General features: G+C 71.4%; 23 protein-coding genes and 2 pseudogenes. 14 read left to right on the top strand and 11 right to left on the bottom strand.

Annotated elements, in window-relative coordinates; translation table 11 throughout:
- Positions 1-18 precede the first annotated feature (18 nt).
- Entirely contained in the window at positions 19-744 is a 726-nt protein-coding gene (locus tag MTP10_RS26985) for an alpha/beta hydrolase (protein WP_310712488.1), read from the bottom strand.
- A 199-nt stretch (positions 745-943) separates the two neighbouring features.
- Here MTP10_RS26985 and MTP10_RS26980 point away from each other — a divergent pair, with 199 nt between their 5' ends.
- On the top strand, positions 944-1897 hold the full coding sequence (locus MTP10_RS26980) for an alpha/beta hydrolase (protein WP_310712487.1): 954 nt from the start codon (positions 944-946) through the stop codon (positions 1895-1897).
- 74 nt (positions 1898-1971) lie between these two features.
- Positions 1972-2601 (top strand): alpha/beta fold hydrolase, encoded by a 630-nt coding sequence (locus MTP10_RS26975; RefSeq protein WP_310712486.1) that lies wholly within the window; start codon positions 1972-1974, stop codon positions 2599-2601.
- On the opposite strand, the gene MTP10_RS26970 is transcribed toward MTP10_RS26975, so the two are convergent.
- Entirely contained in the window at positions 2524-4857 is a 2334-nt protein-coding gene (locus MTP10_RS26970) for a tetratricopeptide repeat protein (RefSeq protein ID WP_310712485.1), read from the bottom strand. The genes MTP10_RS26975 and MTP10_RS26970 overlap by 78 nt on opposite strands.
- A 355-nt stretch (positions 4858-5212) precedes the next feature.
- On the opposite strand from MTP10_RS26970, the gene MTP10_RS26965 reads away from it, so the two are divergent.
- From MTP10_RS26965 to MTP10_RS26955, 3 genes are all read left to right on the top strand, one after another.
- Positions 5213-5587 (top strand): DUF2255 family protein, encoded by a 375-nt coding sequence (locus MTP10_RS26965; protein WP_310712484.1) that lies wholly within the window; start codon positions 5213-5215, stop codon positions 5585-5587.
- Between the two features lie 363 nt (positions 5588-5950).
- The gene (locus tag MTP10_RS26960; RefSeq protein WP_310712483.1) at positions 5951-6433 is read left to right on the top strand and encodes a hypothetical protein; all 483 of its coding nucleotides are present in this window, start codon (positions 5951-5953) and stop codon (positions 6431-6433) included.
- Entirely contained in the window at positions 6424-7476 is a 1053-nt protein-coding gene (locus MTP10_RS26955) for an MFS transporter (protein ID WP_310712482.1), read from the top strand. The genes MTP10_RS26960 and MTP10_RS26955 overlap by 10 nt, the downstream gene beginning before the upstream one ends.
- 215 nt (positions 7477-7691) lie before the next feature.
- Here the strand turns inward: MTP10_RS26955 and MTP10_RS26950 are convergent, their stop codons facing one another.
- Positions 7692-8558, bottom strand: coding sequence for an NAD(P)H-binding protein (locus tag MTP10_RS26950; protein ID WP_310712481.1), 867 nt, complete (start codon positions 8556-8558; stop codon positions 7692-7694).
- 114 nt (positions 8559-8672) lie between these two features.
- Between MTP10_RS26950 and MTP10_RS26945 the strand changes: the two genes are divergently transcribed.
- The gene (locus MTP10_RS26945) at positions 8673-9362 is read left to right on the top strand and encodes a helix-turn-helix domain-containing protein (RefSeq protein WP_310712480.1); all 690 of its coding nucleotides are present in this window, start codon (positions 8673-8675) and stop codon (positions 9360-9362) included.
- A gap of 414 nt (positions 9363-9776) precedes the next feature.
- Here MTP10_RS26945 and MTP10_RS26940 read toward each other — a convergent pair whose 3' ends face one another.
- Positions 9777-10313 (bottom strand): hypothetical protein, encoded by a 537-nt coding sequence (locus MTP10_RS26940; RefSeq protein WP_310712479.1) that lies wholly within the window; start codon positions 10311-10313, stop codon positions 9777-9779.
- A gap of 572 nt (positions 10314-10885) precedes the next feature.
- On the opposite strand from MTP10_RS26940, the gene MTP10_RS26935 reads away from it, so the two are divergent.
- The 6 genes and pseudogenes from MTP10_RS26935 (at position 10886) to MTP10_RS26910 (ending at position 14482) form a co-directional block, all read left to right on the top strand.
- Complete coding sequence (locus MTP10_RS26935) at positions 10886-11815, top strand: histidine kinase (protein WP_310712478.1); 930 nt, start codon at positions 10886-10888, stop codon at positions 11813-11815.
- A gap of 24 nt (positions 11816-11839) precedes the next feature.
- Positions 11840-12010, top strand: coding sequence for a hypothetical protein (locus MTP10_RS26930; RefSeq protein ID WP_310712477.1), 171 nt, complete (start codon positions 11840-11842; stop codon positions 12008-12010).
- Positions 12007-12447, top strand: a pseudogene (locus MTP10_RS26925) (response regulator transcription factor); the annotation flags it as partial. The gene MTP10_RS26930 and the pseudogene MTP10_RS26925, both read left to right, overlap by 4 nt.
- A gap of 114 nt (positions 12448-12561) precedes the next feature.
- Positions 12562-13893, top strand: a complete 1332-nt coding sequence (locus MTP10_RS26920) for a glycosyltransferase 87 family protein (protein ID WP_310712476.1) — start codon at positions 12562-12564, stop codon at positions 13891-13893.
- Positions 13894-13925: 32 nt separating this feature from the next.
- Complete coding sequence (locus MTP10_RS26915; RefSeq protein WP_310712475.1) at positions 13926-14066, top strand: hypothetical protein; 141 nt, start codon at positions 13926-13928, stop codon at positions 14064-14066.
- A 65-nt stretch (positions 14067-14131) separates the two neighbouring features.
- Positions 14132-14482 (top strand): STAS domain-containing protein, encoded by a 351-nt coding sequence (locus MTP10_RS26910; RefSeq protein ID WP_310712474.1) that lies wholly within the window; start codon positions 14132-14134, stop codon positions 14480-14482.
- 20 nt (positions 14483-14502) lie between these two features.
- Here MTP10_RS26910 and MTP10_RS26905 read toward each other — a convergent pair.
- From MTP10_RS26905 to MTP10_RS26895, 3 genes and pseudogenes are all read right to left on the bottom strand, one after another.
- A pseudogene (locus tag MTP10_RS26905) lies at positions 14503-15400 on the bottom strand (IS982 family transposase).
- A gap of 45 nt (positions 15401-15445) precedes the next feature.
- Positions 15446-15961: a hypothetical protein gene (locus MTP10_RS26900; protein WP_310712473.1), complete on the bottom strand. Its 516-nt coding sequence runs from the start codon at positions 15959-15961 to the stop codon at positions 15446-15448.
- Between the two features lie 83 nt (positions 15962-16044).
- Positions 16045-16515, bottom strand: coding sequence for a MarR family transcriptional regulator (locus MTP10_RS26895; protein WP_310712472.1), 471 nt, complete (start codon positions 16513-16515; stop codon positions 16045-16047).
- Positions 16516-16673: 158 nt separating this feature from the next.
- Between MTP10_RS26895 and MTP10_RS26890 the strand changes: the two genes are divergently transcribed.
- Positions 16674-17612: a hypothetical protein gene (locus tag MTP10_RS26890; RefSeq protein WP_310712471.1), complete on the top strand. Its 939-nt coding sequence runs from the start codon at positions 16674-16676 to the stop codon at positions 17610-17612.
- A 45-nt stretch (positions 17613-17657) separates the two neighbouring features.
- Here the strand turns inward: MTP10_RS26890 and MTP10_RS26885 are convergent, their stop codons facing one another.
- Positions 17658-18071 (bottom strand): helix-turn-helix domain-containing protein, encoded by a 414-nt coding sequence (locus MTP10_RS26885; RefSeq protein WP_310712470.1) that lies wholly within the window; start codon positions 18069-18071, stop codon positions 17658-17660.
- 84 nt (positions 18072-18155) lie between these two features.
- Between MTP10_RS26885 and MTP10_RS26880 the strand changes: the two genes are divergently transcribed.
- Entirely contained in the window at positions 18156-18971 is an 816-nt protein-coding gene (locus MTP10_RS26880; protein ID WP_310712469.1) for an NAD(P)H-binding protein, read from the top strand.
- A 47-nt stretch (positions 18972-19018) separates the two neighbouring features.
- On the opposite strand, the gene MTP10_RS26875 is transcribed toward MTP10_RS26880, so the two are convergent.
- From MTP10_RS26875 to MTP10_RS26865, 3 genes are all read right to left on the bottom strand, one after another.
- Positions 19019-19255 carry a hypothetical protein gene (locus MTP10_RS26875; protein ID WP_310712468.1) on the bottom strand — a complete coding sequence of 79 codons (237 nt, stop codon included), beginning with the start codon at positions 19253-19255 and terminating at the stop codon, positions 19019-19021.
- A 162-nt stretch (positions 19256-19417) separates the two neighbouring features.
- Positions 19418-21151, bottom strand: coding sequence for a DUF6055 domain-containing protein (locus tag MTP10_RS26870; RefSeq protein ID WP_310712467.1), 1734 nt, complete (start codon positions 21149-21151; stop codon positions 19418-19420).
- Positions 21141-21376 (bottom strand): hypothetical protein (locus MTP10_RS26865; RefSeq protein ID WP_310712466.1); only part of this gene is annotated, 236 nt, incomplete at its 5' end. The genes MTP10_RS26865 and MTP10_RS26870, both read right to left, overlap by 11 nt.

The raw sequence follows: 21376 nt of genomic DNA, 5'->3' as shown, positions 1-21376 counted from the left end.
ACAGGAACGCCGGCGTGTTCAGGCCGAGACGGCCCGGACCGCCTCCCGGATCACGCCGGCGACCTCCTCGGGACGGGACACCGCGATCGCGTGCGAGGCGCCCGCCACCTCGACGACCGTCGCCCCCGCCCGCTCCGCCCCGAACCGCTCCACCTCAGGGTTGATCGCCTGGTCGGCGCCGGCGACGACCGCCCACGAAGGCTTCGCCCGCCAGGCCGCCGTACTCGCGGCCTCGGCGAACGCCCCGCCCGCCAGCGGCCGCTGCGTCACCGCCAGCACCCGGGTCACCTCCGCCGGCACATCCGCGGCGAAGATCTCTGGGAACGCCTCCGGAGCGATCGTGAACTCCACGGCGCTCCCGCCGCCCTCCACCGGGTACGAAGCCTGCCGCAGGTTCGCGCCGAGCGGCGAGTCGGCGAAACGCCCCTGCAGCTCGCCCAGGCTCTCGCCGTCCTCGAGCACGTACGCGGCGACATAGACCAGACCCACGACGTTCTCCGCCGCGCCGGCCACGGTGATGACCGCGCCGCCGTACGAGTGACCGACCAGCACGACCGGACCGTCGATCTGCGCCGCCACCGAGGCGACATACGCCGCGTCGGCCGCCAGGCCACGCAGCGGGTTGGGCGGCGCCACCACGGGCACGCCATGCCCCTGCAGCTCGGCGATGACGCCGGACCAGCTGCCCGCGTCGGCGAACGCGCCGTGCACGAGGACGACCGTCGGAATGGTGCTCTCCGTCATGAGAACGCTCCTTGTCGGAAGATGTCAGGTGTTCAGCGACGATCCGAGCACGCCACGAGCAGCCGGCACGAGGCGAAACCACACTTCTGCCTGCCGTTCTGCCTCGTCCTCGCCGGCGCCGGTTGCTTGGATGTGCGAAGGACGGCATCCCCCCACCGCGCCACAGCCTCGCCCTTTCCCACCCATCCTTGGAGCCATCGTGAACAAGCCCGTCCTCGAACCCGCCGCCCAGGCCTTCGCCGAAGCGACCGCCCAGCCGCCCTACCTCTTCCAGCTCACGCCGCAGGAAGGCCGCAAGGCCGTCGACGACGTCCAGTCCGGCCCGGCCGACAAGCCCGCCGTCGACGAGGAATGGATCACGGTCCCCGGCGGCCCCACCGGCGAGGTCAGGGCCCGCATCGTCAGGCCGGCGGGCGCCACCGGCGACCTCCCCGTGATCATCTACATCCACGGCGCCGGCTGGGTCTTCGGCAACGCCCACACGCACGACCGGCTCGTACGCGAGCTCGCCGTCGGCACCGGCGCGGCCGTCGTCTTCCCCGAGTACGACCTCTCGCCCGAGCACCGATACCCGGTGGCGATCGAGCAGAACTGGACCGTGGCCCAGTGGATCGTCGCCGAGGGCGCCTCCAAGGGCCTGGACCCCGCACGCATCGCGGTGGCCGGCGACTCCGTCGGCGGCAACATGACCGCCGCACTGACGATCATGGCCAAGCAGCGCGGCGGTCTGCCGCTGCGACAGCAGGTGCTCTTCTACCCGGTCACCGACGCCGCCTTCGACACCGACTCCTACCACCAGTTCGCCGAAGGCTACTTCCTGCGCCGCGACGGCATGCAGTGGTTCTGGGACCAGTACACCACCGACGAGACCCAGCGGGCCGAGATCACCGCCTCCCCCCTGCGCGCCACCACCGCCGAGCTGACCGGCCTGCCCCCGGCCCTGGTCATCACCGGCGAGGCCGACGTCCTCCGCGACGAGGGCGAGGCGTACGCCGGCAAGCTGCGCACCGCCGGGGTCCCCGTCACCGCCGTCCGCTACCTCGGCATCATCCACGACTTCGTCATGCTCAACGCGCTGCGCGAGACGCACGCCGCCGAGTCGGCCATCGAGCTGGCCATCACCACGCTCCGCCGGGCCCTCACCGACAGCTGAGACCGGCCCGTACGGGGCCGCCGTGGTGCGGCGGCCCCGTACGAACCGCCTCCCCCCACCCAGGACGTCACGCCGTGCCCCCAGTCCCCGTCCTCTTCCTCCCCGGTCCCTGGCGGCCACCCACCGGCTGGGGCCGCTGGGCCCCCGTGTTCGAGGAAGCCGGATACGCCGCCCTCACCCCACCGGCCCGAGCGGATCTCACCGACCTCACCGACCTCATCAGCCGGCTCGAACGCAGACCCGCCATCATCGGCCACTCCACCGGCGCGCTGCTCACCCAGATCCTCGCCGGACGCGGCCTCGCCGCGGCCTCCGTCGCCGTCAGCCCCACCCGCGAAACCCCGCCGCCCGGCTACGACCGGTTCCGCCACGCCTTCGCCAACGCCGTCCACGAGCAGGAAGCCGAGCGGCTGTACGAGACGCTCCACACCCCCGCGACCCGACCGCACCACCCCTGGACCGAACCGGACATCCACCACACGGCCCACGACCGCGGCCCGTTACTGATCATCACCGGCGAACTCGACCGCACCGCACCCTGGGCCCTCGCCCACACCACCTACAGAAACCACGCCCGCAACCGGCACCACCTGACCGAGATCATCGAAATGCCCGGCCGCGGCCACTCACTGACCGTCGACAGCGGCTGGCGCGAGGTCTGCGGCACCGCCCTGACGTTCATCCAGCGCTTCGTGGACCCCTGACCGCAGCCGATCGAGCTCCCTGACGACCCGCGCCGCCCGCGCCGTGTCACCAGCCCCCTCGTACAGCTCCACCGCCTCCCGGAACGCCTCCCGAGCCTCCTCCACCTCCCCCAGCCGGACCAGCGCCTTGCCCAGATTCAGCAGCGACACCGCCATGGCCCGCACGATCGGCCGCCCGCGCAACTCCGACAACGCCTGCCGGTAATGGTCGGCGGCCTCCTGCCAGCGGCCAAGCTCCAGGTAACCGTCCCCCACCAGATCCAGCGCCGCGCCCACGGCGTGGCTCACGATCGCCGGCGACCCGCCGAACGCCGGATCACGCAGCCGCTCCACCACCGCCAGGCTGTGCCGCACGGACTCCTCCACCCGGCCGATCCGCCGCAGACAGTTCCCCACGCTCACCATGGCGTGCGCGTACCCCTCCGTGTCCCCCGCCTGCCGGAAGTACTCCACCGCCTGCCGCGTATAGCCCAGCGCGACCTCCTGGCTCGGCTCGTCGTCACGCGCCCACGACGCCCACGTGGCATAGACCAGAGCCCACCCCTGCTGACGCACGTCACCGACCTCACGGGCCAGCTCCAGGGCACGCAGAGCGGTCGCCTCCGCCTCCGCGTGACGCGCCTGACAGTACGTCCGCGCCCACGACAGATAGTTGAGATGCGCCGCCTCCTGCGCACGGTCCCCCATCGCCCGAGCGGCCCCGGCGGACAACTCGAACACCTCCGGCCAGTGCCCCCAGTGCATCCACAGGTCCGAGAACCAGTGCATCGCCCCGGCCACCTCGACGACCCGCGCGTTCTCCCCGACCCGCGCCGCCTGCCGCAAGGCCGCCAGCCACGCCTCACCTTCCAGCTGCAGCCACTCCTGCGCCTCCTGCGAGCCGTCCAGCCCCACAGGAGAGCTCCAGTCCAGCGGCGGCGCACCATGATCCGGCTCGAACCAGCGCCCGGCGACCGTCGCCACCTCCAGCAACCAGTCGTCCATCCGCCGCCGCGCCTGCCGCTGAGCCACGATGGACTCCTCCTCCGACAACCGCGCACGCGCGAACAGCCGCACCAGATCATGGAAGCGGTAACGACCGGGGTACGGCGACAGCAACAGGCCGCAATCCACCAGCTCCTCCAGGGCGTCCTCCGCCTCCCCCGGACCCAGCTCGGCCAGGACGGCCGTCATCGGCACCCCGAAATCCGGCGCCACGGCCAACGCCAACCGCCGGAACACCCGCCTAGCCTCCACGGAGAGCTGCCGATACGACAGCGCGAACGCCGCCGCCACCGACAGATCCCCGGCGGCCAGGGACTCCACCCGCCGGCCCTCATCACCCAGCCGCGCGGCCAGGTGGCCCACCGTCCACCCCGGCCGGCTCTGCAACCGATTCCCAGCGATACGCAACGCCAACGGCAGATTCCCGCACAGGCTCGCCACCCGCGCCACGCCCTCCGACTCCGCCCCCGCACGCCCCTCGCCCACGATCGCGCTCAGCAGCGCCACCGCCTCCTCGGACGCCAGATGCGCCAGCGGAATCTGATGCACACCCTCCAGCCCCGCCAACGGCCGCCGGCTGGTCACCAGCACCATCACCGGACCATCCGAAGGGAGCAACGGCCGCACCTGCCCCTCATGCGCCGCGTTGTCCAGAACGATCAGACACCGCCGCTCACGCAGCAGAGCACGGTAATGACCCGCGCGGTCCTCCTCATCGGCCGGGATACGCCGCTCCGCCACCCCCAGAGCCTTGAGCAATCGCGACAACACGGCCCCCGAGTCCAACGGAACCGGGTCCATCCCCCGCAGATCCACATAGAAGCACCCGTCGGGGAACAGGTCCGCCAACTCCCCGGCGGCCCGCACGGCCAACGCCGTCTTCCCGATACCGGCCGCCCCCGAAACGGCCGCCACGACCGCGGTCCTGCCCTGACCCGCCGCCTCCGCCAACTCGCGCAGCAGGGCCGACTCCCGCACCCGCCCGGTGAAGTCCCCCACGCCACGCGGCAACTCACACGCGCCCGGCGCGCCGGCCTCCTGACGAGGCCGGCCGGCACGAGCCGCCTCCGACAACACCGTCCGCTGCGCGTCGTCGAGCCGGAGCGCATCGGCCAACGCCTCCACGGTGCGCCGCTGCGGCCCCCGGCTCGCACCGCGCTCCATGTCGCCGATGGCCCGAACGCTGACGCCGGACGCGTGGGAGAGCTCCTCGATCGTCAGCCCGCCCGTATGACGCAAACTCCGCAGCAACGTGCCGAACGACTCCGCCACTCGTCTCCCTCGCCCTTGGATCCACCGGCCGCCGGCACAACCCACCCCAAACGCCGCATATCACCCTATCCGCCCTGCTGAGAGCTCACTGTCGCTGTCGTTGGTTGTGCGCTGTGACAGGTCGATGATCTTCACTCAAGCCCCCGCCTTTACAATGTAGATTTCTACGTGGAACCCACGATCGAGTGCCGCCGATCCGTGACCGCCGGCGTCAACGGGGCACGACAAGCACTGATGCCTCGCGGCATCGACCGCCCGGCTGCTGCTCCGCCGTGCCGCACGTTCCGGCGCGCCGGGTGCGTGCCGCCGCCCGATCCATCAGCGGCTCTCAGCCACCCGTGAAGGAGACACGCCCATGACTGTCTGGACCAGCGACGAACTGCAGCGCATCGCCACCGCCGAGGAACTGGACATCGCCCCCCAGCGCACCGACGGCAGCCTGCGCGAGCCCACCACCATCTGGGTGGTCCGCGACGGCGACGAGCTGTTCGTGCGCTCCTGGCGTGGCGGTGACGGAGCGTGGTTCCGCGCCGCCCGCGCCAGCCACTCCGGCCGCGTCAGCGCCGCAGGCGTCACCAAGGACGTCGCCTTCGCCGAAGAGACCGACCCGGCCGTCAACGACCGCGTCGACGCCGCCTACCGCGCCAAGTACGGCCGCTACAGCTCCTACGTCGAGCCGATGGTCGCCGCCTCCGCCCGCGCCACCACGCTCAGACTCCTGCCGCGCTGACTCCTGCCGCGCTGACGCGTTCGCCCGGCGAGGTGCGGATGCGGCCCCCGCGATGGCGACGACGCCCACCAGCGCTTCGGCCGCGACCGCGGGCGCCCGGACGCGGGGCCGAGGCCGGGCATGTCCGGCGCACTCATGACACCGACCGCTCAGGGAACCGGCGCCCGGCGGCGGTTCCGGCCTGTGGCGGCCGGGACCGCCGCATCGCCGCCGACGGCACGGCCCCGGGTGTGAGCGGCCGGGTAACGCTCTGAGCAGTGGCAACGCGTTGTTCTCGGTCATCCCGGCCACCGTTCATGCCGCGTTAAAGGCTCTCTTGGAGGTTTGTGGACTGGCACTCCACCCTGCACGAGAGGCTTCACTGTGAAGAACAAGAAGGCCCAGGAGTCCGAGCAATCCGGGCTTTCACGGCGCCGGCTGGTCAAGTACGCCGGCGTCGGCGCGACCCTGGCCGCGGCGGCCCCCCTCGTGGGCGGCACCCCGGCGCAGGCGGACGACGAGCGCAAGTTCGGCAACGGCGGCAACAACGGGCGCATGTGGCGCGCGGGCGATCACCACATCCACTCCGAGTACAGCGGCTCGTTCGACACCAAGACGAACCCGCCGACCTTCCGCAAGGGCGCCGACGCCGTCTACCCCATCGTCACCAATGCGATCATGTCCAAGTACTTCGGCCTGACCTGGGCGATGTGCACCGACCACGGCGGGCCGACGCACTCGAAGGTCAACCTGGAGCAGGCCTACCCCGACCTGCTGCGCTCGCGCGTGCTGGTGCCGGAGGTGCTGCAGTTCTGGGGGATGGAGTTCGACGCCCCGGCCCTGGACCACCACACCGCATGTTCCTGATCGGCGGCACCCTGGCGGACCGGATCGGCTACAAGCCGATGATCATGGCCGGGTGCGCGCTGCGCACCCTCGGGTTCGCGCTGTTCGGGCTGACCACGTCCGTGCCGCTGCTGATCGTGGCCGCCGTGCTCACCGGGTTCGCCGGCGCGCTGTTCAACCCGGCGGCCCGTGCCTGCCTCGCCGTCGAGGCGAAAGAGCGCAAGGTGGCCGCGTTCGCCGTGTTCAACGTCTTCTACCAGGGCGGCATCCTGCTCGGCCCGCTGGCCGGCATCGCCCTGCTGAACGCCGGGTTCACCGCCGTGTGCCTGTCCGCCGCCGCCATCTTCGCCGTACTGACCGTGCTGCAGGGGCTCTGCCTGCCACGGCGGCGCGGCATGGGGCAGGGCCGCCGGCCGGTGCTGCGCGAGTGGCGGCAGGCGTTCGGCGATCGGGCGTTCCTCTCCTTCGCCGCGGCGATGATCGCCTCCTACGCGCTGTCGTTCCAGATGTATCTGGCCCTGCCGCTGGAGGTGCAACGCCTCGGCGGCGGCCAGGCAGGGGTGATGGCCCTCTACGCGGTGTCGGCGCTGCTCGGCATCGCCGGACAGATACGCCTGACCGCCTGGTGCGCGCAGCGGTGGAGCCGCGGCCAGGCGATCAGCCGCGGCCTGGCGCTCATGGGCGTCGCCTTCCTGCCTCCGGCCGCCCTGGCACACCTGCCGCCGGCAGGGGGATGGGCGATGCTGCCCGTCCTGATTTGCACCGTCCTGCTCACCGCGGGCACACTGATCGCCTTCCCGTTCGAGATGGCCACCATCGCCGACATGGCCGGCGACCGGCTGATCGGCACCTACTACGGGATCTACAACCTGGCCTCGGGCGCCGGCATCCTGGCCGGGAACCTGGTGGCCGGCACCCTGCTGGACGTGGCCCGCACAGCGGGGCCGGCCGGCCTGCCATGGGCACTGCTGGCCGTCGCGGGCCTGGCCTCCGCGGCGGCCGTCCGGCGCCTGGACCGCCGCGACCGGCTCTCGCCCACCGCCCAAGTGGCCACCGTCACCTGAACGCGAACGCCTCACGTACGCGGCTGAGGGCCGCCGGACCACCACTTCGTTCATGAATCCTCCTCAGCTTCTTGGACGTCCCGGCGGTCTCGCCGGCGTGAGCCGGAACCGCCGGCGGCACGGGCAGGCATGAGCGCGACGGGACACCGCCGACCGGGCAGCAGGTCGTCTGCCGAGGTCACGGGCCTCGCGACGAGCACGGGACCGTCGGCCGGTCAGTTGTCCATGGTGGGCAGCGAGCCGCGCAGGTAGTCCTCGATCGTCGTCGCGGGACGGCCGAGGAGGTCGGCCAGGGCGGGGTCGGTGGCCCCAAAGTCGCCGCGCCGGCTGGCGGCGAACATGCCGACCAGCAGCTCGGCCGCCGGTGCGGGCAGCCCCGCCGACAGCAGACCATGCCGGTATTCCTCGTCGGAGATGACGACGTGCCGGATCGCTCGGCCGGTGATGCGCGACGCGATCTCGGCCACGCGACTCATGTCGATCGCTTCCGGGCCGGTCAACGGCGGGGTGCGGCCGTCGAATCGCCCGTCGACGAGGATGCGTGCGGCGGCCTCGGCAAGATCGGCGTGGGCGGTCCACGCGACGGGTCCGTCCTGCGGGACGCGTAGCTCACCGGTGTCCAGCGCGTGCCGCAGCAGCTGGGGCACCGTCGAGGCGTAGAAGCCGTTGCGCAGGGAGGTGAACGCCGTTCCCGATGCCTGCAGGGCTTCCTCGGTGGCGGCGTGGTCGGGCATCGGGGGGAACGGAGACGACGGGTCGGCGCCCATGTGGCTCGTGTAGAGGATGCGCTTGGCGCCTGCCGCCACAGCGGCGTCGATGGCGTCGCGGTGCAGGCGCACGGCTTCGGCGCCGGTGCTGTTCGCCGACACGATCAGCACGTGGGACGCGCCCTCCCACGCGTCCCGCAGGCTCGCGGGCTCGGCGAAGTCGCCGTGCCGGACCCGCACGCCACGTCGGGCGAGGCTCGCGAGTTTCCGCGGGTCGCGGACGCTGACACCGATCTGCTCGGCGGCTACGAGCCGCAGCAGATGGTCCACGACGGCACTGCCGAGCTGACCACTGGCCCCGGTGACGATGATCATCGCTTCTCCCTCTCATGAGTGCGAACCGCCGAAGCCGGATCGCTATCGCTGGAACCATGATGACCATAGCACTGTTAATAACGACGGAAACACAGTTGTGTTATCGTTGGCGACGTGGACAGCAGAGAGGTCGACTCCCCGCGCGAGCGCATCATCGCCGCAGCCCTGGAGTTGCTCGGGGAGGCCGGCGAGGAGGCGGTCTCCACCCGGGCGGTCAGTGCTGCCGCAGGGGTGCAACCTCCGACCATCTATCGCTTCTTCGGCGACAAGCAAGGGCTGCTCGACGCGGTCGCGACCCACGGCCTGCACGCCTACCTCGCCACCAAGTCCGCCGTGCCGCTGTCCGACGATCCCGTAGCCGACCTGCGCCGAGGGTGGGACCTGCACGTGGAGCTGGGCCTGGCGCGCCCCGCCCTCTACACGCTCATGTACGGCCGGCCGCGCGCCGCCGCCTCACCGGCCGCGCGTGCCGCCGCCGACATCCTGGCCCACCACATCCGACGCATCGCTGAAGCAGGTCGCCTACGGGTGCCCGAAGCCCTCGCCGCCGGTCTCGTCCACGCCGCCGGCTCCGGTACGACCCTCGCCCTCATCGCCACGCCCGAAGATCAGCGCGACCCTGCCCTGTCACCCACCGCCCGCGAAGCGGTCATCGCCGCCATCACGACCGACCAGCCCATCGGACGCCAACCCGGACCAGTGACCGCCGCCGTCGCCCTGCACGCCGCTCTGCCCCACGTCGACACGCTCACCGCCGCCGAGAAGACGCTGCTGACCGAGTGGCTCGACCGCATCACCACTTGACCACCTCACCTTCCCGCACCCCCAGCTCGACCTCCCGCCAAGGCAACCACGATCCCGCCAGAAGCACTTCACGAAAGGTTGTCGGGCTCTCCGAGGGCCTCGCCGACACCGACGACGGCCTCACCGCCTGGGCCGGCCGCTGCCTCACCCTGGCCGGCCGCGGAGTGCGCTCCGACGAAGTCGCCGCTGAGACAGCCCGCCATGGGCGGCGCTTCATCGCCTGGCTCACCGACGGCCTCGGCCACGACCACCTGTCGGCCGTCACCCCGCGCGGGATCACCTCCTGGCGCGACCACCTGGCCGCCGCACACCGCCAAGTCACATCACGGAAGGGCTCTTTCCTGCAACGTTCTGGAGCGCGGCGCGCCACGGCTATGTCGGCACGTCGACGGAGATCCATGACTGGCAGCGCCTTCAGGCGTGGCGGCGGCGCCGGTGGTAGGCGTGGGCCAGGACGAGCACTGTCGGTCCCCACAGCGCGAGCGGGGTGATGCAGACCATGGCCAGCGCCTGCCACCAGCCGTTCTCGTACGCCATGCGGCCGGAGACGCCGACCCAGGTGAGTACCATCCAGACCGAGACCGCGGTCAGCACCAGCCCACCGGCCGCGGCAGGGACGACCGCCGCCATCGGCGGCACGCGGCGGCCGCCGACGATCGGGATCCAACCTGGGGCCGCCTCGCCCCACCGGCGCACCAGTCCGATGCTGAGCAGCGCCGCCAGTTCGGTGAGCACACTGAGCCCGAAGACGTACGGGATGGTGATCCACAACGGCGACACAGGCGCGTCGTTGAGCTGCCCCATGTCGAAGTGAAAGGCGAACGGCAATCTCCACAGGCACGAGGGCAGCAGCAGCCAGGGAAGCGCGTAGGCGGCACGCAGCGCCCAGCGTGGGACGGGTTGTTCAGTGTCGCTGGTGGCGGGAGCCTTGTGCAGCAGGTTGATGGTCATTCTTCTGCCTCCGGGACTGTCTGGACAACTGGATAGCGGTGTTTTTCGATCTTGATCCATCGGGTCGTCGGGGCCAGGCCGTCGAAGGTCGGACGACAGCCATCCCTCCCGCGTCCACTTCTGCCGGCCGGTGCCCCCGGCGAGATCGTTCTCAGCGCCAACGGCTGTTCATGGCGCTGGAGGGACCGCAGGACCCCGAAGGATCTCAAGGGCTGTTCGTCAGAAGGGACCGGGCATTCCCCCGCCACCTCAGGGCGACGGCGGCGACCAGGACGCCCGCCGTACACGTGAGGGCGATCACCGGAGCCCTCGCACCCGCATCGGCCCCGGCGAAACAGGCTCGCACCGTCGACGGCTCGCGGGTCGGGACCCGCCGCCGCCCGCCCACCGGTGGTAGCCGGGTGCTCCGCAGACGGCGCTGGACAGCAGCGCGCCGAACATCACCGGTCTCTTCCGTACCATCGTCGCCTCCCGGCTTCTGGAATCAGCACCCAGACTGCGCTCACGCGGGGAGGAAGACATCTGCCGATCGGCCGATTCGCCGGCGCGGGCCGCTGCCCTAAGGTGCCGCTATGAGACTTCTTGCAGGTGGGCTGCCGGTGGCCGGCGCGCTCGCGCTCGCATTAGTCTTGCGGCCGCTTCCGAGCCCGCTCGTCGTCGTGCCCGCGATGCTCGCGGTCGCGGCCATGTCGGTTGTCTGGTGGCCGAGGGCGCGCCCCCTCCTCGCGGCGATCACGGCGGCCGCGGGTGTGGTCGGCGCGACGTGCACGCTCGCCTGGTTGGCCGGTCCCGGCATCTCCGGCGGTCCGTCGACCTACACCCACACGGTTGCCGTGCTCACGCTCATCACGCTGACCGTGCGCTGGGCCGCCGTGCGGCAGGCAGTCCCGGCGGTGGCGGTGGCCGCGACCTCCGAAGCGCTGCTGGCGTTGCAGATCACCCAGCCGCCGCCCTCGGGCCTCGAAGCGGTCGCTCTCGCCCTCTTCTGGTCCATCGGCACGGCAGGCGCAATCGGTCTCGGCGCCTATCTCCGCACCCTCGACCGGCGCCGGGTCGAGGCGGTCAGGCAGGCCCGCCGCACCCAGCGCCTGCAGCTGGCCCGCGACCTGCACGACTTCGTCGCCCACGACGTCAGCGCCATGGTCATCCAGGCCCAGGCGGCGCAGATCCTGCTCGACCGCGATCCGTCCGAGGTCGCGGCGGCACTGCGGGCGATCGAGGAGGACGGCGCGCGGGCACTCGCGTCGATGGACCGGACCGTGCGTATGCTGCGCGAGCTGGAGGGCGAGAGCGCCTCCGCCGAGCCACTGCCCGGGCTCGACAGCCTGCCCGATCTGGTACGGCGTTTCGCCGACGCGGGCTTCCCCGACACCGAGATGCGCGTCGAACCATCCGGCCCGGTGCCGCGCGAGGTCGCGACCACGATCTACCGCATCGTGTCGAGGCGCTCACCAACGTCAGAAAGCACGCGCCGGCCGGGTCGAGCGTCGCCATCCAGGTGACAGACGAAAGGGGGGGCGGTCGTCGTGACCGTGGCCGACCATGCGCGCGACCAGGCCCTGCCGCGTCTGCCGTCCGCCGAACGCGCCGGCGTCGGCTTGGCCGGGCTGGCCGAGCGGGTGCAGGCGCTGGGCGGCGAGTTCACCTCCGGCCGCGCCGCCGGCGGCGGCTGGGTCGTGAAGGCGGTGTTCCCATGACCATCCGGGTTCTGATCGCCGACGATCAGCCGACCGTCCGACGCAGCTTCCGCACGATCCTCGAGGCCCAGCCGGACCTGGAGGTGGTGGGCGAGGCGCCGGACGGCGTGACCGCGCTCGACCTCGCCCGCGAGCTCCGGCCGGACGTGGTCGTCGCCGACATCCGCATGCCGCGCATGGACGGGCTCGAACTCACCCGACGCCTGGCCGGCCCCGAGGTGGCGGCACCGATGCGGGTGATCGTCGTGACCACCTACGACCTCGACGAGTACGTGCACTCCGCGCTCCATGCAGGAGCCTGTGGTTTTCTGCTCAAACACGCGGGGCCGGTGCTCCTCGTGGAGGGCATCAGGGCGGCAGCCGCAGGCGATGCCTTGATCAGCCCCTCGGTGACCGTACGCCTGCTGCGCCACCTCACCGTGGACGGGGCTGCCCCGGCGCCCTGCGAGGCGTCGTGAGAAAGCGCGCCTTCCCTGCGGAGTTCTTACAGACTCCGGACGTTCCGGCTCCAGAGGGCCTCGACCTGCGCCGGCGGTGGAAAGCTCGGCGGTGTGAGCAGGTACGGCGCCGGCGGGCGCATGGTGTGCGCTGTCGCGGTCCTGTCGGCCCTGGTCGCCGTCCTCGTCAGGATGGCGCTCGGGGGCTCCGGTCTGCTCGGCTGGCATCTGGCCGGGTGGGCGCTGTTCGCCGCCGCCCTGTGGGTGGCGCGGAGCCTGCCGGCAGGTCGTCTCACCGGCCTGGTCGTGGCCGGGGGCATCGCCGTGACCGCCACCGGCCTGGTGGCCCCGCCGAGCACCAGCACCGATTCCTACCGTTACGCGTGGGACGGCCGGGTGCAGGCGGCGGGCATCTCCCCCTACGACTACGCCCCCGCCGACCCGGAGCTGGCGTTCCTCCGGGATGACTGGCTCTTCCCCGGCGACTGCGCGGCGCCTCGTCTCGCTCCGCTCGGGGACGGAACGTGCACCCGGATGAACCGGCCCGCCGTGCACACGATCTATCCGCCGGTCGCCGAGGGGTACTTCCTTCTGGTGCACCGGCTCTCGCCCGAGGGGTCGCGGCACAAGGTCCTCCAGCTCGGGGGCGCGCTGATGGCGATCGCCGTGCTGCTCGCGCTGTGCCGATGGAGGGACGTGCGGACCGCCGCCTCCTGGGGCTGGTGCCCGGCCGTGCCGGTCGAGGCGGTGAACAACGCGCACGTCGACGTCCTGGGCGTGCTGCTGGTGGTGCTGGCGTTCTGCGTGGTCCGGGGCCGGGGCCGCGGGGCGCTGCTCGGCGCCGCGGTCGCGGCCAAGCTGCTGCCCGCCACCGCGTTGCCCGGCGCCCTGTCGGGCGTGCTCAGGCAGGGGGTGGCGTGGCGGCGGCGTCTCGTCGTCGTGGTGCCGGCCGCGCTGGTGGTCATGGCGGCGTACCTGCCGTACGCGCTGGTCTCGCGGGGCTCCGTGCTGGGCTATCTGTTCGGGTACGTGCGGGAGGAGGAGTACGCCGACCCCTCCGCCAAGAGCCGGTACGCGCTGGTGCGGCTGGCGCTGCCCGACTCCGGGGCACCGTTCGCCGCGATCCTCCTGCTGGCGCTGGTCGTCCTGCACGTGCTGCGCGAGGGGGACCCCGAGCGGCCCTGGGCCGGGGCGCTGCTGGTCACCGGGTCGCTGTTGCTGCTGTTCACGCCCGCGTACTCCTGGTACGCGCTGCTGGTGGTCGCGATGGTCGCCATGGACGGCAGGTGGGAATGGCTCACCGTGGCGGCGGCCGGAGCGGTCGCCTACCTGTCCGGCCCGGCCACGGCGGCCTACGCGGTGGCGGGGCTGGCGGTCGGCGTCGGCTGGGCCGTACGCCGGTCACACCGTTCCCCCGCACGGACACGAGGAGGAGCGCAGCCGTAGCTCTCCGGACGAGGGCCGCCAGGGTGTCCGCCGTGATCGCCGCCGATCGGCGCGCCGTCGACCGCGCGCCTCCGGAATTTCTTGCACATGGCAAGGATCTGCTACGGTCGTGGACGGTGAGCCGGGAAGTCTGGTCGGCGTGGAAGTGTCATGCGATCGAAGGGCAGCCGTGAGCCGGAACCAGCCGCTTCCACCGGATCGCTCCGCCCTTCGGGTGCGGCAGTGGAGCGTGGGCCCGGTGATCGTCCTCACGCTCAGCGGCCTGCTGACCTCCGACACCGCGGGCACGCTCGAGCGCCCCCTGGTGCAAGCCCTGGCCGCGCGCATGCCGCCGCTCGTCGTGGTGGACGTGTGCCGGACCGACGAGATCGACTCCGCGGGCCACATCCTGCTGGCCGACGCCGAGCGATACGCGGCGGCGGCGGGCGGCCGGCTGATCGTGGCCGGAGGGAGCGGACACGCCGCGGGAGCCACGGCTGCTGCGGCGGCGCCGACCCTGGAGGAGGCGCTGAGCGAGCTGGCCCGGCCGGTCCGACGCGGTCCCACGCCTCCACCTGAACCGCCTGGCGGCGAACCGGCCCAGGACTAGACGAGTCGTTCCGAATATGATCAGTGGTCATAGGCGGTCAGTGAACGGCTGACCGCCTGCCCGGTCTGGAAGTTGTGCCATACGGCGGCGGCCAGCGCCAGGACGCGCTGGGCGACCCGTACGGCCACGCCCTCGACAGTGCGCCCGCCGTGTTGTTCCAGGTCAAGCTGGCCCTTTAGGGTGTCGTTGACCGACTCGATGAGCTGGCGCACCTTCTTGAGCATCGGCTCGCCGGGCCGTAAGACCTCCTTCTTTCGGGAAGGCCGCAGCAAGGTGATGCCCTGTTCGGACAGTGATCGTTCGAACTGCTTGGACGCGAATCCTTTGTCAGTGATCAGCAGCAGGCCGGGCCGAGCGGCCACCAGGTCGGCCTCGACCTCCAGCAGCGCGGCCAGCACCTCGCGCTCACCGAGCTTGGGATCGGCCAGCGCCCACAGAATCGGCATGCCCGCCGGGGTGCACACCAGGTAGAGCCGCAGCCCCCAGAAGAACCGCGAGTGCGACGCGCAGTAGCCGTAGTTGGCCCAGTCCCGTCAGCTCCGACCGCTTGACCGTCGGCCGGGACATCCCGCACGGCACTGGCGTCGATTCGCTGATCCACACCGTGTCGTGCCAGAAGTCGCTGTCGATGGCCAGCAGTCGGAACACTCGCTTGATCGCGGGTAGCGCGGCGCGTAGCCGTTTGTTGTAGCCGGAGTCTTGGGGCAGGAAGGGGAACAGGTGGCGGTAGTGGGCGCGGGCGTGCCGCAGCCAGCGGGCTTCGCTGTGAAAGCCGAGCATCGCCTGCATCACCGCCAGGCACAGCAACTCCGAGTGACTGAGCTTCGGCGGCCGTCCCGGCAGGCGGGCGATACCCGCCCACTCGTCATCGATCTTCACGTACAGTGCGGTCACGAGGGTGTCCAGGTTCATCGTCACAACCGATCATGGACACCCTCCCTTTCGCCTCCGCAAGCATCCCAGTCAGCGAAACCCGGATCGAGGGTAGGCCGGATCTACAGTGATCTTCACCTGTTGAGGGGCGTTCCTGGGAAAGGCCCAGACACGGCCTGCGGTACTGATTGCCGTCACGGTGGTCTCATCCAGGGCGACCTCGGCAAACGGATTGGACCCGCTGGAGATCACGACCCATTCCAGAGCGCCTTCGTCATCGTCTCGCGTCAGGGCGACCCAGCCGATGCTGCCGTGGGCGGCTGACTCTCCTGCCAAAGCGCGGACTCCGGCGTAGGTGCATGAGGCGAGCACGCAATCGACATCCACCCAGTCGTTGGCCGTCCACGCGGTGGCTCGTAGGAGCTCGACCCACTCCCATCGCTCAGCTCGGAGATCGTTGAGCCGACCCGGCAAGGAGAGGCACCTGAGGTCCATCACTGACAGAGAACCATCGGCGAACACGATGAAGTCTCCGTCAGACGCCTCCCAGGCACGCCAGCGGCGATGCACCTCGTACGCGGCAGCTGTCATGTCGGAGATGTCCACGTCAGCATCGTGACATAGGGCAGCAACCACACAGGCCGGACGGAACAACCGGACATTTGGAAAGACTCGTCTAGGAACGTCCGCTAGATCTCGGGCACCGCCTTCTCGTCCGCCGCCTGGGCGAACGCGCTCAGGGCCGCCACCACCGCCTCCCGCTGATCCTGCGTCAACTGGCCCAGGATTCGCGCCAGGTCGCCACGGCGATGCCGGGTGACCCCGTCCACGAGCGCCCGCCCCTGCGGAGTGAGCGCGATGCTCACCGTCCGCCTGTCATCAGCGGGCCGGCCGCGTCGCACCAGGCGCTTGGCCACCAGCCGATCGCACATCCGCGACGCCGTCGACTGGCTCACGTCCAGCGCGTCGGCCAGGCTCGCCAGCCGCTGCGGGCCGCGCGCCGCGATCACCACCAGCAACCGGTACTGCGGAAGCGTCACGTCCCCGCCCGCCGCCGCGATCGACCGCGCCGCCACGCCCACCAACGCGCGGCTCGCCGTCAGCACCGACTCCACAACCGGATCGTCCTCCGACAACCGCTCAGCGACCGGAACGTCCACCGCACTCCCCACATGTCGACCATCGCCGCACCATCCAACCGCGATCATCGCGGTTCCCGCCGGGTCTCAGCCACGGCACCTTCCCCAGCAGCCCGGCTCTACCGGCGGCCCGGCCGGAGGTGGGGAACATCGGGGGCATCTCGTTCGTCCTTCGAGGTATGATGAGCTCACCTGATCGTGACGGGCGGCTGCGGGACGCGGCCGCCCGCGTGCGCCGGGCGGATCATCTGCGGCGGCTGCGGGAGGCGACGGCGGAGCAGATCCAGGACACCCGCCGTACCCTGGCCGGCCTGGAGCTGGAGCTGTCCAAGGAGGAGAACGACGTCACCCGCCTGGAAGGCGGGCTGTCCGCCGTCCTGGCCCGGCTGCTGGGCGACCGCGCGGAGCGGCTGGACCGCGAGCGTGCCGAGGCGGCCGCCGCCCGGCAGCGGGTCGAGGGCCACCGGGCCCGCCTGGCCCGGCTGGAGGCGGACGCGCGCGCCACCGAGGCCGAGCTGGCCGGGCTCGCGACGGCCCCGCAGGAGTACGCGGCGTCACTGGCCGAGAAGGAGCGGCAGCTCGTCGGCGGTGGTGACGCCCGCGCCAGGGAGCTGGTCGACCTCGGCGCCGCTCTGGACCGGGTGGCGGCGGACCTGCGTGAGCACGCGGAGGCGCAGCAGGCCGGAAAGGCCGCGCATGACGCGCTCCGTCAGGTGCTGCGCCATCTGAGCTCGGCCAAGAGCGCCTCCACCTGGGACGTGCTCGGCGGCGGCCTGTTCGCCGACGCCATCGAGCACGGCCAGTTGCACACCGCCGACCAGGCCGCGTGGCACGCCCAGCGAGCCCTGGACGTCTTCTCCCGCGAGCTGGCCGACGTCGGCGTCTCCGCACGTCCGCACCTGCCCAAGGTGGACACGCGGTGGTTCGTCGACACGTTCTTCGACAACATCATCACCGACCTGCTCAAACATCAGCGCATCGCGAACACCCACGCCGAAGTCGCCAAGACGGCCCAGTGGGTGCAGGACATGGGCGCGCACCTGCGGTCCCGCACTGCCGAGCTGTGGGCCGAGCAGTCGCGGCTGCTGGCCAGGCGGGAGGCGCTGCTGCTCGGCTAGGCTCCCCCGGGACCCAGGCCGCCGGAGCAGCTGACCGGAGCTCAGTCAGCGCACGCCGGAGCCGGGGTTCAGCTCGTCCCAGTCGCGGCGGGCCAGCGCGACGGCGTCGCGGTGCTCCGCCGACCAGTCGGCCAGGGTCTTGACCAGGTGCGTCAGGCTGTGGCCCATCGGCGTCAGGGCGTACTCGACCTGCGGCGGGATGGTCGGATGGACGGTGCGCGTGATCATTCCGTCGCGCTCCAGCCGCCGTACGGTGAGCGTCAGCATGCGCTGCGAGATGCCCGGGACCGCGCGCTGGAGCTGCCGGAAGCGGCGCACTCCCTGCGCCAGCTCGACGACGACCAGCACCGACCACTTGTCGCCGATCCGGTCGAGAACCTCGCGTATGCCGCAGTCCTCGCCCTCTCCCCCGCACGTGACCACGGGCTGGGTGGTTACCGCCGTGTGCCCCACTGACATCGAAGTGCCTCCTTCCGCCGCGCGGCACGGACCCGCAGCATGGTCGTGGTTACCAAGAAGAACCTACCGCCAGGGAGAACTTCGATGATTCTGGTCACCGGCGCCACCGGCGCCCTGGGCGCGCTGGTCTCCGAAAGGCTGTCCGGCCGGGACGACGTGGTCCTGGGCACCCGCGCGCCCGAGCGTCTCCGGGGGACGTCGCCCGTCCGCCGGATCGACTTCGACGCCCCAGACACGCTCGCCGAGGGGTTCGCGGGCGTCGACGTGCTGCTGCTGATCTCCGCGGGCTACGGCGAGGACGACACCGTCATCGCCCGCCACGAGGCCGCCATCGCCGCGGCGGAGAAGGCCGGCGTCGGCCACGTCGTCTACACCAGCCTCACCGCGGACGGCGACCACCTGCCGTACGCGCTGCCGCACCGCTGGACCGAGCGCCGGCTGCGCGACAGCGCGCTGACCTGGACGATCCTGCGCAACGGCCTCTACGCGGAGCTGCTGGCCCTGCTCACGGCGCCGTCGCCGGACGGCACGGTCACCGCGCCGCTGGGCGACGGGCGGGCGGCCGTCGTGGCCCGCGCCGATCTCGCCGACGCCGCCGCGCTCGTCGTCACCGACGCACCCGCCCACGCGGGCCGCGTCCACGAGCTCGTCGGCGAGCACGCCGTCGGCGGCGCCGACCTGGCCCGGGCGTACGGCGCGCACGTCCGTTACGAGCCCGGGACCCTGGCCGAGGCCCGCGCGGGCATCACCGCCCTCGGCGTCGAGGCGTTCCAGGTGCCGATGCTGGTCGGCACCTACTCCGCCATCGCCGCGGGCTTCCTCGGCCGTACGGGCGGCGAGCTGCGCGCGCTGCTCGGACGGGCGCCCCGACCGGCGATCGAGGCCATCACCTCGCCCTGAGAACTCGCCTTGAGAACTCGTCCTGAGAGGAGGCCGGCGACGGCCGGTCAGCCGGCCAGCCGCCGGCGCAGGTGCTCCTTGCCCTGCTCGGCGCCTTTGTGGCTCTCGGCCTGGGCTCTGCGGAAGAAGTCCGCCAGCTCGGAGTCGCCGGCCCGTTCGGCGTCGGCGATGTAGCTCTCCAGCCGCAGCGCGTTGCTGAGGCACTTCTCGACGAACCAGATCAGGTTGTAGTCCTTGTCCTTGGTACCGGTGACCTCACCGGTCTCCTGACGCGACGGATCCATGGGCACCTCCGGTCGAGACACGGACACGCACCCCGTAGGGGCGGCATTCGGTCCTGTACCCGAGCCGCGCCGGATATATCTCCAGGTGGCGAGGGGTGCGGCGCGTGGCAGGGTCGCGGACGGGCGCCCGTCCGCGACCCTGCCGCGCGGTGGAGGGTCAGGTCAGTTCGGCGCTCCCCCGCCGAAGGCGAGGTCGCTGTCGCTGAAGATCGGGTGGGCCGGGTTCACGTCGGCCTCGCCGGCGCCTCCGTCGCAGCGGCGGTCGGGATTGAACATCAGGTACGTCCCCGAGCCGCAGGCCGTGGCGGGCTCGGCGTCGCCGCCGATGACCACGCTGGCGCTCAGGTTGGCCCCTCCTTGGACCAGGGCGCTGTTCTTCACCACGGCGTTGCCGGTGACGGTGGCGCCGCTGTTGACCCAGGCCAGGTCCTCGACGCGGGCGTTGCCGCTGACGGTGCTGTTGCCGTAGACGGCGGCCCGGGGCCCGACGTAGGCGGTGGCGGCCACGTTGGCCCGGTTGTCCACCCAGCCGCCGCCGTTGGAGTGCCAGTGGCCGTTGCCCGGCGCGGCCGGACGCACGTGGCCCGGCTCGTACCCCCATGGCAGGGCGCCCTGGAGGCGGAACTGGTACGGGTAGCGGTAGTTGCGCGGGTAGCCGTCGAGGAAGGCGTACTTGTGCACGGCCGCCGGGGCGCCGACGACCACGAGGTAGACGTCCTTCTCGCCCGGCTGGGTCTGGAAGGTCACCTCGCCGTTGGGTGAGCTGGTGACGGGGCCGTAACGGGGGACGCCGTTCTTGACCGCGACGAACCCGTACGACCAGCCCGACTGCGCCGCGCTGTTGACGTGGCCCCTGAAACGCATCCGGATGAGGGCGCCGTCGCTGCTGGGGACGAGGCGGATCTTGTTGTAGCCGTAGTCGGACGGGGCGAGGGCGTCGGAGACGCGGAAGTGGCCGGCGGCGGCGTTGACCGGCTCCACCGCCACCCCGTTGTAGGCCGTGACGAACGGGTACAGGCTGGTGATGAACGGCATGACGTCGGCCCGGTTGGAGTAGTCCCAGGTGACGTTGTGCTGGGCGTACTCGCCGACGCGCCGGTTAAGCTCGGCCTGGTCGATGCCCGAGATGCGGCGGTAGACCTCCAGCGGGTGCTCGGTGTCGCGGGCCTCGTTCCAGATGCGGTTGAACATGGCCAGGCCGTCGCGGTCCTTGATGTACTGCAGGAGCATCCAGGCCCCGTAGTGGTGCCGGCTGCTGCTGTAGGCGAGGTTCTCGGTGCGGATGAACCTCGTCAGGTCGCCCGCGGCGGTCTTGGGGTAGACCTGCATGGCCATGAACTCGGCGCTGGCCTCCCAGAACGTCCCGGCGCTCGGGTGGGCCAGCCCGTAGCCGGGCCTGCCGAGGAACGTGTAGTTCTGGAAGACGTGGCCGAGCTCATGGGCCAGGCCCCAGGATCCGGGCTGCGCGGCGGCGGGGGCGATGTTGATGACGCCGACCTTGCCGTCGGTGGAGCCGCCCGTGGCCCACGCGTCGAGCGGCGCGTTCGACCACGTCGTGGTGACGATGACGATGATCTTGTACTGGGCCAGCAGGCCGGTCTCGGGCGTGAACTTCATGGTGTTCACGTAGAAGGAGTAGAGGCTCTCCAGCTGGGACAGCATGTTGTCGGGGTCGAATCGGTACGGCGAGGGGGCCGTCCTGGGGTCGGTGCCCGACCGGTCGCCCCACAGCAGGATGAAGTTCGCCGACTCCTTGGTACGGGAGCTGACCCACGGCACCTCTCCGGTGCCGGCCCAGCGCGACGGGATGTACACGGTCTTGGCGGCCGCGTCGGCGGCGGGGGCCACGAGGAGCGCGAGGAGAAGGCAGAGGACTGCCGTGACTCTAGTAGCCATAGCGACTCTTCAGGTGCCGCCACCAGTCGCGCAGCATCCACGCGTCGAACTCGGTGATCGAGGTGGCGCTGCCCGCCTTCATGATGAAGCAGCACTGGCCCGTGGGCGTCCAGTCGTAGAAGTCGTCCAGGCCGAACGAGTGCCCCATCTCGTGCAGCAGGATGTGGATGTTGTCGGCGTTGAGGTTGCTCATGAAGTACTCGCTGCCGATGCGCTGGCCCCAGT

This window comes from Nonomuraea sp. 3-1Str (assembly GCF_031570565.1).
Taxonomy (GTDB): Bacteria; Actinomycetota; Actinomycetes; order Streptosporangiales; family Streptosporangiaceae; genus Nonomuraea.
This window is presented reverse-complemented; position numbering and strand designations above follow the sequence as displayed.